Source organism: Anaerobiospirillum thomasii (genome assembly GCF_900445255.1).
Lineage (GTDB): Bacteria > Pseudomonadota > Gammaproteobacteria > Enterobacterales > Succinivibrionaceae > Anaerobiospirillum_A > Anaerobiospirillum_A thomasii.
The window spans coordinates 1-9,807 of sequence record NZ_UAPU01000004.1 but is presented as its reverse complement, the minus strand read 5'-3'; the positions used below and the strand labels follow the sequence as shown (position 1 = coordinate 9,807).

The window sequence follows — 9,807 nt, the reverse complement described above, 5'->3', positions numbered from 1 at the left end:
CTGTCCTATTTGAAGCAACAAAAGGATTGTTTGAAGATTAAGGCGTAAAGCAAATCTAAACAGCGGTATAGATGGTCATATGCTTATTGATCAGGCTCTTTTATGTAGTCAGCCTTTAGTAAAACTTACAAAAATGGAATCAGAGCAGGATTTAAAAGATCAGAGGGCAATAGCTCTGTTATTTAAAGCTGCCTATTCAATCATAAGGAATCCTTTAGCGCACAGACCGGTAATGTTATGTGAAGGAAAGGAAGATCTGTTTGATTTATTCACTATTATTTCATACCTATACAGAAAACTTGATAACAGTAAATGAGGGGTATAATTTTTTAAACTTGCAAAAATTCAAAAAGCGCTCTATATTAGTAGTGTCCTTAAGTCGTGGGACTAGTGCTTCAAAAACACTATGAAGTAAGAGCGCAACCTTTCTACCCATGGTATAGCTGTAACTATACTGTGCGTCTATGGTAGGTGTCGTGTGAATATATTGAATAAGCACGGCCGTCTTACTTCGGTTTTTGAGCACCTACCCACCCACTTAAGATCTCAATTCAAAAAAATAAAGTAAGGAAACAATCATGACTAAATTACAAGTCTTAAACTTTCAAGATTCAACCATTCGCACTGAGATTGATTTTAAAAATAACCTTTGGATGTGTGCCAAGGATCTATGTGATGCTTTAGGGTATTCAAACCCTCATGACGCTGTTAAAAAACACGTCCATGATGACGACCTAGCGAAACGCGAGGGCGTTGACTCACTAGGCAAAAAAGCAAAAATTAAGGGAGGGAACGGAGATCTGTGTAAACTAAGATCTCTTATTCTTTAATTGCGCAATTTTAGAATCTAAATTTATGCTATCTTGTTTTTTTCAACAATTCAATACCTCATTTCATGATTTTGCCTCTTCCTGCCCCTGAAAGCCTTTTATGGATTGGCGTAGCCAACCCCGTAGGGGCTTGTCCATAAATGGCTGAGGGGGCAGGAATCCCATGTTTATCACGTTTTGTCTCCCTTGGCTCTATGTTTTACAGGATGCGACAACCCATAGGTAATACGTAGTATTACCTATCCGCGCGGCGGGCTTGCTCCTATACGCTTAAAAACTAGTTTATATATGGCCTTATACGTTCAGCCAGACTATCAATGCATGTCATCTGGTTTAAGACAGATGTCCAGTTCCTGACTCTGCTCACACCCCATTTCTTGGCCAGGTCGCCTGTAATTCTTAAATAAAAGACTTTAAACACGGCATTCTTGTTCTCAAACATACCTATTTTAGTGACCTTACGTAAGCTGGAGTTTACGGCCTCTATAGCATTAGTGGTGTACATGATTTTGCGTATTGCCGATGGATAGTTAAACAGCTGTGTTACATGGTTGAAATTGTTCTCCCACACCCTTATAGCTCCAGGGTATTTATCACCCCATTTGTCTATAAGGTGCAGCAGAGCTTCCTCAGCTGCCTCTGCATTAATAGCTCCATACATTGCCTTGCAGTCGGCACAGAAAGCCTTTAAATCCTTGTAAGGGACATATTTACAGGCATTGCGTATAAGGTGCACAATGCATCTTTGTACAACTGTCTGCGGGAATATAGACTTTACTCCGTCTTCAAGACCAGAGACACCGTCCATAGACAGGAAAAGTATGTCCTTAACGCCTCTGCTCTTGATATTGTCAAATATATTCATCCAACATGACTTTGACTCTGTTGGGGATATATAAAGCCCCAAAACCTCTTTATACCCCTCAGCATCTAAGCCTAATATTACATATACGGCATGATTCTCTGTAGAGCCCTTGTCATTCTTCATCTTGACATAGATGCAGTCTACAAAGACAAAGGTATACAGAGGCTTTAACGGCCTGTTAAGCCACTCATTAACATCCGACAGGATAAGGTCCGTTATAGTGGAGATCTTGTCTTGAGAGAGCTTAAAACCATAGATTTCCTCAATGGTTGAGCTTATATCCCTCTGACTCATGCCTCTTGCATACATGGCCAGGACCTTTTGCTCTATCTGAGATACGTCTTTTTCCCTTTTTGGGATAATTACTGGCTCAAAGGTTCCTTCACGATCACGTGGAGTGTTGATCTCTGCCTCACCAAATGAGCCTTGAATGGTTTTCTTAGAATAGCCGTTGCGCCTGTTGGTGGTCTCCTTCTCATCAGTGCTGCTCTTGCTATAGCCTAAATGAGCATCAAGCTCAGTATTAAGGATCCTTTCAAAAACAGGTGCAAATGCTTCTTTAATAGCATCTTGAGCACTCTGGGCATCTTTTGGGTTGTAGTGCTCCATTATAAGGTCAGCTATCTTTTCAGCCATTGGGCTATGTTTAATTCTTGCCATATTAAGTAAACTCCGATAATGGTTATATTTTAAATCATCTATCTTCGTTTACACAGTTTTTAGTTCACTCTCAAAATTAATTATATAAATGAAAGTGGCATGTATGCCCTCATCTTCGGCTCCAAACTTCCAAAGGCAAAAGAGTTCAAAAAATGGGTTACATCAGAGGTTCTGCCTCAGATAAGAAGGACAGGTACATACATGTCAGCAGAGGAAAAAGAGGCACGCCTTGAGAACTATAGAGATTTGTACTCAATCGTCTATAGAACTGAATCATGCACAGCTCCTAAACATGTGCCTTTATTCACAGATGAGCAAGCCCAGTTTGTAAAAAATTTAATTGATGTTGCAACTGCCAAAGCAAGCAGAGGTCAATATGCATTAAATGAGACGCAGCTATGCGCCTTAAAAAATCTAGTAAAGAGCTACGATCAGAACGATAGGATATTTAGAAAGCTCAATTATTTGTTAGGCGATCTGAATTGCCACGTGCTTGGCGTTCTTCAGGAGGTGATTTTATATACAATCAAGCCTATTGTTAAAGAGCACTATCCTTCTGACTTTGGAGGTTTTGACTTAGAAGATCTAGATCTTTGCATCGCTGAAAAATTTGTAAAGTGAATAGATGGTGACTAGAAAGATTAGAACGATTAGAAATGCTATAATTTAACTGACAGAGCCCCACGGCCTACGGCTTAAGCTGCGCAAAAATGTGGGGACATTTCCCCTAAGGTGCCGGATCTCTTCACGGCCTTAGGGCCCTCACTTGGCACGCTAGGTGAGACTGCCAGGCAGAGGCGCCACTTGCCTGGCGCTAGCGCATTAAATTATGATAATGATTTATAAATTGCCGCAGTAATGGTTGCAAAAAATACCAAAGTGGCAGCTGCGCCAACAATTTTCCATCTTAATGAGTCTATTTTTTCAACTTTATCTTCTAGTTTTTCAAGACGTTTAATAATGCTCTGTGTTGATGATTCTATTATCTTTAAGTCCTTTTCATGGAGCTCTTTTAAATGCTTTTGATCATTATTTAATATAGACACCCTTTCAGAAAGAGAATGCATCTTATCTGGATAATCATTTTTTGTAGGAGCAACTGAGTTGGTCTGCTCTGGGAATTGATTAGCCATGTTTTAGTATGGGCCCATTTTTAAATTTAACCATTCCCATATATCAGTAGGGGCATAACCATTAAACCCACCAGGTACAACAGATATGATAATAGCTGAAATTGGGGGAATATTAGGAGCCTCTGATATTTCACTATCTGACATATGAGGGTTATTTTTGCCACCTAGATTGAGCCTATCTCTTAGCTCGGTACTGATACCATTAAATGCAACATAGCAGGCATTTCTGTTTAAAAGCATATACATATCTGAGGGGCTTGCTATTACGCTTTTTATTCTATCCTCAAGCTCTTGAGTAATTATTGAAGTACCGACAGGCACAATCATATAAACAGGCATCATGTCTCCTAGAAATTAAAATCTATAACTATTTTAGCAAAAATGTAAAATATTTATTGATTATTGTTGCCATATTAATCAATTATTGATATAATAGAGGCCAAGGAGGTGATAATGAAAAGACCACCAAAAAAGAAACGCGCACAACAGGGTGAGCGTAAAAAAGAATGGTCTAGGACGGATAAAATTATGTTGGTAACTTCAATAGCAACAATAATTTACTACATCCTAGACCTTTACCTAAGATAAATATATAGCCCCATGGAGGTGGGGCTCTTAGATATAAGGAAGTTTAACATGAAAAAGAAATTTGAGCCACTTAATAGAATAGAGATTATGTGTCTGATTCTAATTGCTGTGAATTTGATTATGATTTGTTTAAAGATAGGAGAGATAATTAATGGCTAAGGGTGGAGCACGTGAAGGGGCTGGCCGTAAAGTTGGATCTACTACAGGCGGTACGGGCTACAAGACAGGGCGCATTGTTATATCCTGCACCAAAGAGATGGAGCAGAAAATAAAAGATGCAGCTAAAGAGGCCAATAAAAACGTAAGTGAGTTTATGCTAGAAATTTTTGAGGGTCGTAAATAGAGAGGGGCGCCAATGGCGCCTTTAATGTGCAACAATTATTAAAATATTAGATGTCATATATCTCTCATTTGATAAACTATAAAAACGATTCTATTTTTATAAGAGCATTGACTATGGATGAGTTTCAAATAAAAATTAAATATAAAGACTTGAAATTAGGTGAATATCGCATTTCGTTGGAAGACTTTGCAAAGTCCTTGTCAGGATACTCAAATGTATTATCAATCGTTGGAACTTATTCTGTAAGCGGAAGGATTGAGGAAAAACCTGAAAATTGGATTGTAGATGTAGTAACAGACGCAAAGCTTGCCCCCGGCTCAATTGAGATAATAGCCATTATTTCGGCAATATCTCAAGCAGCCCAACCGATAGGGGAGACTATAAACTCTATAAGGGAGTTGTTTAACGCTATGTGTAGTTTTATATTTAGTAAAAGATCTGATAGTGATTCACAAAACGCTGTTAATGCAATTTTAAATTATAGTATAGAGTCACAAAAAATTACGGCGGATACTGCAAAACATGCCATAGATAAAATAGCTGAAATTACAAAGATGTATAGCAGAAACGCTCTAAATCCAATTGGTAAAAGTTGTGGTGAAATTGATTTGATTCAGCCAGCTACAAACTTACAGGAAAAGGATAAGCTAATAGCTACTGTTGATAATGAAGTAAAAAAAGTAATATCTAAAAATGAGCAACCTGTTGTATCCCAAATAATGGAGTTTGATATTATACTTTGCTCATTAAATAAGATATCAAATAAATGTACTTTTATCAAAGCTGAAGACTGCCCAAACAACAACTATTATGAAAATGACAACGAAAGCTTTATCAAACATAATGCCGTAATATCTGATGATGCGTTCAGTCTCCCATCTAACGTATATACCACAGCATTTAATACAGGAGAAATTTTAAGAGTACAAGCCAAATTAAAAACAACAGCAAAGAATAAAATATATAACATTTACGATGCGCATACTTTAAAAGATTATAATTTATAAAATTACATGTTTTATATAAACAACGAGATTATACAATGGAACTATTTGAAGGTTGGGATGGGGATTAGTTTATTTTAAGAAATTAATTGGAGAAATGAGAGCCAATTTTTTAAAAGTATCTCTAATACTGCTTTATAATAACCGTTCACGCAATTTTGCCTTTTAATGGAGAGTGAACTAAAAACTGTGTAAACGAAGATAGATGATTTAAAATATAACCATTATCGGAGTTTACTTAATATGGCAAGAATTAAACATAGCCCAATGGCTGAAAAGATAGCTGACCTTATAATGGAGCACTACAACCCAAAAGATGCCCAGAGTGCTCAAGATGCTATTAAAGAAGCATTTGCACCTGTTTTTGAAAGGATCCTTAATACTGAGCTTGATGCTCATTTAGGCTATAGCAAGAGCAGCACTGATGAGAAGGAGACCACCAACAGGCGCAACGGCTATTCTAAGAAAACCATTCAAGGCTCATTTGGTGAGGCAGAGATCAACACTCCACGTGATCGTGAAGGAACCTTTGAGCCAGTAATTATCCCAAAAAGGGAAAAAGACGTATCTCAGATAGAGCAAAAGGTCCTGGCCATGTATGCAAGAGGCATGAGTCAGAGGGATATAAGCTCAACCATTGAGGAAATCTATGGTTTTAAGCTCTCTCAAGACAAGATCTCCACTATAACGGACCTTATCCTGTCGGATGTTAATGAGTGGCTTAACAGGCCGTTAAAGCCTCTGTATACCTTTGTCTTTGTAGACTGCATCTATGTCAAGATGAAGAATGACAAGGGCTCTACAGAGAATCATGCCGTATATGTAATATTAGGCTTAGATGCTGAGGGGTATAAAGAGGTTTTGGGGCTTTATATATCCCCAACAGAGTCAAAGTCATGTTGGATGAATATATTTGACAATATCAAGAGCAGAGGCGTTAAGGACATACTTTTCCTGTCTATGGACGGTGTCTCTGGTCTTGAAGACGGAGTAAAGTCTATATTCCCGCAGACAGTTGTACAAAGATGCATTGTGCACCTTATACGCAATGCCTGTAAATATGTCCCTTACAAGGATTTAAAGGCTTTCTGTGCCGACTGCAAGGCAATGTATGGAGCTATTAATGCAGAGGCAGCTGAGGAAGCTCTGCTGCACCTTATAGACAAATGGGGTGATAAATACCCTGGAGCTATAAGGGTGTGGGAGAACAATTTCAACCATGTAACACAGCTGTTTAACTATCCATCGGCAATACGCAAAATCATGTACACCACTAATGCTATAGAGGCCGTAAACTCCAGCTTACGTAAGGTCACTAAAATAGGTATGTTTGAGAACAAGAATGCCGTGTTTAAAGTCTTTTATTTAAGAATTACAGGCGACCTGGCCAAGAAATGGGGTGTGAGCAGAGTCAGGAACTGGACATCTGTCTTAAACCAGATGACATGCATTGATAGTCTGGCTGAACGTATAAGGCCATATATAAACTAGTTTTTAAGCGTATAGGAGCAAGCCCGCCGCGCGGATAGGTAATACTACGTATTACCTATGGGTTGTCGCATCCTGTAAAACATAGAGCCAAGGGAGACAAAACGTGATAAACATGGGATTCCTGCCCCCTCAGCCATTTATGGACAAGCCCCTACGGGGTTGGCTACGCCAATCCATAAAAGGCTTTCAGGGGCAGGAAGAGGCAAAATCATGAAATGAGGTATTGAATTGTTGAAAAAAACAAGATAGCATAAATTTAGATTCTAAAATTGCGCAATTAAAGAATAAGAGATCTTAGTTTACACAGATCTCCGTTCCCTCCCTTTTAATGCACCTAATGGCTTAATATTTAAATTTTTAGTGGTGTTTAAATCTATTGCAATAAACTCATTAACACTGTCCTGTATTGCCTCAATAACTTCACGTAGTTCTTCTGACTCGGCTATGACTCCTTTAACATCAGGACTATATCCACAAAAATGTTTAAGATCTTTATTAAAGTAGACAACATACCGATAGTATAGTGAAAAGCCAAGCTTATAGGCTATCTTCCACCCCGGCCAACCAATTCTATACTTCAACTTAAAACTCCTTTTTAAGTCCCGCCTGTTTTAAAATTACATTCATCATGTCTCTTTTATAAATATTTTGGACACTGTAAAAGTGTTCTCTGAAATTGGACTGTACCACCATTCATGAGAGCCTTTCCCCTGCCTTATAACTGTACAGCCATATTTTTTTAAAATTTTGCTTAGCTTTACATACCCATTGTGGCCCATTTAAACAAGACCTTTTATATGCTGAGGCAGAATAGGTTGAATTTTTGAAGAAAGCTTATCTGTTTACATTGCATTTCAACATACTCATTTGCAATTGATTGAGCTTCTTTAATCAACTCTTCAAATGTAAGAGCCTCAAAAGCAAGATCTAAATCATCAAAATATCCAGTATATGTATACAAATTTCTTCTTCATTTTGAAATTCGTCATCAGCGAGAGAGTACTCAAAACTCACTTTATAGGTCATAGTAAAGCCTAATTTATAAGCAAACTTCCACCCTGGCCAACCTATTCTGTATTTCATGTCAACACCTCTTTTTCCCTAATTATAGGATCTAAGAAAAGCCACGTCAAAGCAAAATGAATGGAGTTGCACTAGATTGATATAGGTTGCATTAGATAGAAAACGCAAAATATATGCTGTTTTGTTTGATTTTTTATTGTAATTATTATTCAATAGTGTTATAATAAGGGCATGATAACATGGAGTAGGAGGCATCCATGATGAAAAAGAAACGAAGGCAAAAACGCCAACGTAAACAAGGATGGTCAAGTTTTGATTTAGCTATTTTCATACTTACACTTATTCAAATACTAATATCAATCCTTGACCTTTTTAAAATAACCTTAGGCCCTGTGGAGGCAGGGCTCCTAAATTGTATATTAGATAAAAGGATGTCAAAATGAGCAGAGAGAAACGCTTTTAAAAATCATAATAGCATTACAAGTGATATCAATTGTTTTACAGGTGTGAGGTTCTTTTATGGCTAGAGGTGGCTCAAGAGAAGGAGCAGGACGTCCAAAGGGCACTATCAGCAACAAGCCAAAGGCTGAGGGCAGGATTGTGGTGTCATGTCTCAAAGAAGAGGAGCAGGAGATTAAAAGACTGGCCCAGGAGAGTGGCAAGAATTTAAGTCGTTATGTATTGGATATTCTGCTTGCTAAAAATTAATAAAAACCTTCATGGGTTAGTCTGATAATGGGGTGATGAAATGTGCATTTAAAAATAAAATCGGTAATTTTAGAGTTTAGATTTTTGCTGATGATAAGGCCCTCTCATTGAGGGCTTTTTATTTTAAAACTCTTTATACTCTGTCATGTAGTAGTCATAATCATTTTTGATCATTCATAATACTTGTCTCGCATATCAAGCCAATGGGCCCGGTAGGCAAAGATAGCCATGCCACTGACCAAGATCGCAAAAATGAGGGCACCAATAAAATTATCATCTTCTGTTGTAACAGCATAGAAGCCAAGTGTAGCGCATACAGCTGAGCATATGGCGCACAATAATATAAATTTAATCCTGAAATTGTGGATACGCTCAGCAGCGTCTTGGCCAAAATCATAGCCTTGAAGTAATCAAATTTTCGTTCATTTTTTGACCTTGTAAGCTAAAAAGCATTGACTTTATGTACGGATTTATCGTACAATATAACTACAGTCAGTTAAGACTGGGCCCTGAAAAGGATGTTCAATTTAAGGAGAACAAAGAATGAAATTAACCTATAAGGAAAAGTTTGAAATTCTTTGGATCCTTTGCTCTACTAATGCTAAAAGACAGTTTTCTGAAATAGTGCAGAAACAAGAAAACGAGTTAGAACGCAAAAAGTCAAAGCAAAGGAGATAAAACGGAAGGGGGCAACCCCTTCTTTCTCCTAAATTATAGGACATAAAAATATGGATAGCAAATTATACAAAAGGCTGCGTCTGGCTATGGGGTTATCACCTGAGGAGTTAGCAGCGCAGCTTGGCATATCAGCTGAGTATGTCTCCAAAATGGAAAGAGGTCTAAGGCCGGTGACGGACAGACAGGCAGAAAAAATAAAAACTTTACTATTTAAAGCCCTTTTCTCAGATGACCCTTGTTTAAGGTGATCAGAGATTATTTAAGAAGGATATGCCAGAATAAACAAGGGCGCCAGGTGGCGCCTTATTTCTTCTTCTTAAAAAGCGGTAACAACAATGGCAATTGGTATACCTAAGACTCCAAAAAGCTAATTCATTACCTTGAATCCCAATATAATGGCGCCAGCTATACCACTAAGACAAATAATAAAAGCAAATATCTGAGAGAGAGCAAATTGTCTCTTTGAGAGAACTTTAGCATCTTC

13 protein-coding genes and 1 pseudogene are annotated in these 9,807 nt (G+C 37.8%); 8 read left to right on the top strand and 6 right to left on the bottom strand.

Features of this window, described 5'->3' with window-relative positions:
- Positions 1-46: 46 nt before the first annotated feature.
- A pseudogene (locus DRZ93_RS00290) lies at positions 47-316 on the top strand (TIGR02391 family protein); the annotation flags it as partial.
- A 262-nt stretch (positions 317-578) separates the two neighbouring features.
- Complete coding sequence (locus DRZ93_RS00285) at positions 579-830, top strand: BRO-N domain-containing protein (RefSeq protein ID WP_113745451.1); 252 nt, start codon at positions 579-581, stop codon at positions 828-830.
- 277 nt (positions 831-1,107) lie between these two features.
- On the opposite strand, the gene DRZ93_RS00280 is transcribed toward DRZ93_RS00285, so the two are convergent.
- Positions 1,108-2,355 (bottom strand): IS256 family transposase, encoded by a 1,248-nt coding sequence (locus tag DRZ93_RS00280; protein WP_113743108.1) that lies wholly within the window; start codon positions 2,353-2,355, stop codon positions 1,108-1,110.
- Between the two features lie 75 nt (positions 2,356-2,430).
- Between DRZ93_RS00280 and DRZ93_RS13950 the strand changes: the two genes are divergently transcribed.
- Positions 2,431-2,976: a BRO-N domain-containing protein gene (locus DRZ93_RS13950; RefSeq protein ID WP_425450880.1), complete on the top strand. Its 546-nt coding sequence runs from the start codon at positions 2,431-2,433 to the stop codon at positions 2,974-2,976.
- 206 nt (positions 2,977-3,182) lie between these two features.
- Here the strand turns inward: DRZ93_RS13950 and DRZ93_RS00270 are convergent, their stop codons facing one another.
- Complete coding sequence (locus DRZ93_RS00270) at positions 3,183-3,488, bottom strand: hypothetical protein (protein WP_113745449.1); 306 nt, start codon at positions 3,486-3,488, stop codon at positions 3,183-3,185.
- Between the two features lie 3 nt (positions 3,489-3,491).
- Positions 3,492-3,830 carry a hypothetical protein gene (locus tag DRZ93_RS00265; RefSeq protein WP_146741071.1) on the bottom strand — a complete coding sequence of 113 codons (339 nt, stop codon included), beginning with the start codon at positions 3,828-3,830 and terminating at the stop codon, positions 3,492-3,494.
- 397 nt (positions 3,831-4,227) lie between these two features.
- Here DRZ93_RS00265 and DRZ93_RS00260 point away from each other — a divergent pair, with 397 nt between their 5' ends.
- The 3 genes from DRZ93_RS00260 to DRZ93_RS00250 all read left to right on the top strand — a co-directional run bounded on the left by DRZ93_RS00260 (position 4,228) and on the right by DRZ93_RS00250 (position 6,914).
- A complete protein-coding gene (locus tag DRZ93_RS00260) occupies positions 4,228-4,419 on the top strand; it encodes a hypothetical protein (RefSeq protein WP_113745447.1) in 192 nt (63 codons plus the stop codon).
- Positions 4,420-4,532: 113 nt separating this feature from the next.
- Complete coding sequence (locus DRZ93_RS00255; RefSeq protein ID WP_113745446.1) at positions 4,533-5,426, top strand: DUF7946 domain-containing protein; 894 nt, start codon at positions 4,533-4,535, stop codon at positions 5,424-5,426.
- A gap of 240 nt (positions 5,427-5,666) precedes the next feature.
- Positions 5,667-6,914 (top strand): IS256 family transposase, encoded by a 1,248-nt coding sequence (locus DRZ93_RS00250; RefSeq protein ID WP_113743108.1) that lies wholly within the window; start codon positions 5,667-5,669, stop codon positions 6,912-6,914.
- Positions 6,915-7,213: 299 nt separating this feature from the next.
- Here the strand turns inward: DRZ93_RS00250 and DRZ93_RS00245 are convergent, their stop codons facing one another.
- From DRZ93_RS00245 to DRZ93_RS13475, 3 genes are all read right to left on the bottom strand, one after another.
- Entirely contained in the window at positions 7,214-7,495 is a 282-nt protein-coding gene (locus tag DRZ93_RS00245; RefSeq protein WP_113745445.1) for a hypothetical protein, read from the bottom strand.
- Positions 7,496-7,540: 45 nt separating this feature from the next.
- Positions 7,541-7,693: a type II toxin-antitoxin system HicA family toxin gene (locus DRZ93_RS00240; RefSeq protein ID WP_218564227.1), complete on the bottom strand. Its 153-nt coding sequence runs from the start codon at positions 7,691-7,693 to the stop codon at positions 7,541-7,543.
- A gap of 148 nt (positions 7,694-7,841) precedes the next feature.
- Positions 7,842-7,997 carry a hypothetical protein gene (locus DRZ93_RS13475; RefSeq protein ID WP_172457974.1) on the bottom strand — a complete coding sequence of 52 codons (156 nt, stop codon included), beginning with the start codon at positions 7,995-7,997 and terminating at the stop codon, positions 7,842-7,844.
- 459 nt (positions 7,998-8,456) lie between these two features.
- On the opposite strand from DRZ93_RS13475, the gene DRZ93_RS00230 reads away from it, so the two are divergent.
- Positions 8,457-8,645, top strand: a complete 189-nt coding sequence (locus DRZ93_RS00230; protein ID WP_113745443.1) for a hypothetical protein — start codon at positions 8,457-8,459, stop codon at positions 8,643-8,645.
- 728 nt (positions 8,646-9,373) lie between these two features.
- Positions 9,374-9,571 carry a helix-turn-helix domain-containing protein gene (locus DRZ93_RS13945; RefSeq protein ID WP_113745442.1) on the top strand — a complete coding sequence of 66 codons (198 nt, stop codon included), beginning with the start codon at positions 9,374-9,376 and terminating at the stop codon, positions 9,569-9,571.
- Positions 9,572-9,807 lie beyond the last annotated feature (236 nt).

Bases quoted from the DNA above. Each gene is read 5' to 3' on its own strand.
- DRZ93_RS00285 (WP_113745451.1), top strand. From the start codon at position 579: ATGACTAAATTACAAGTCTTAAACTTTCAAGATTCAACCATTCGCACT.
- DRZ93_RS00280 (WP_113743108.1), bottom strand. From the start codon at position 2,355: ATGGCAAGAATTAAACATAGCCCAATGGCTGAAAAGATAGCTGACCTT.
- DRZ93_RS00270 (WP_113745449.1), bottom strand. From the start codon at position 3,488: ATGGCTAATCAATTCCCAGAGCAGACCAACTCAGTTGCTCCTACAAAA.
- DRZ93_RS00265 (WP_146741071.1), bottom strand. From the start codon at position 3,830: ATGATGCCTGTTTATATGATTGTGCCTGTCGGTACTTCAATAATTACT.
- DRZ93_RS00260 (WP_113745447.1), top strand. From the start codon at position 4,228: ATGGCTAAGGGTGGAGCACGTGAAGGGGCTGGCCGTAAAGTTGGATCT.
- DRZ93_RS00255 (WP_113745446.1), top strand. From the start codon at position 4,533: ATGGATGAGTTTCAAATAAAAATTAAATATAAAGACTTGAAATTAGGT.
- DRZ93_RS00250 (WP_113743108.1), top strand. From the start codon at position 5,667: ATGGCAAGAATTAAACATAGCCCAATGGCTGAAAAGATAGCTGACCTT.
- DRZ93_RS00240 (WP_218564227.1), bottom strand. From the start codon at position 7,693: ATGGGCCACAATGGGTATGTAAAGCTAAGCAAAATTTTAAAAAAATAT.
- DRZ93_RS13475 (WP_172457974.1), bottom strand. From the start codon at position 7,997: ATGAAATACAGAATAGGTTGGCCAGGGTGGAAGTTTGCTTATAAATTA.
- DRZ93_RS00230 (WP_113745443.1), top strand. From the start codon at position 8,457: ATGGCTAGAGGTGGCTCAAGAGAAGGAGCAGGACGTCCAAAGGGCACT.
- DRZ93_RS13945 (WP_113745442.1), top strand. From the start codon at position 9,374: ATGGATAGCAAATTATACAAAAGGCTGCGTCTGGCTATGGGGTTATCA.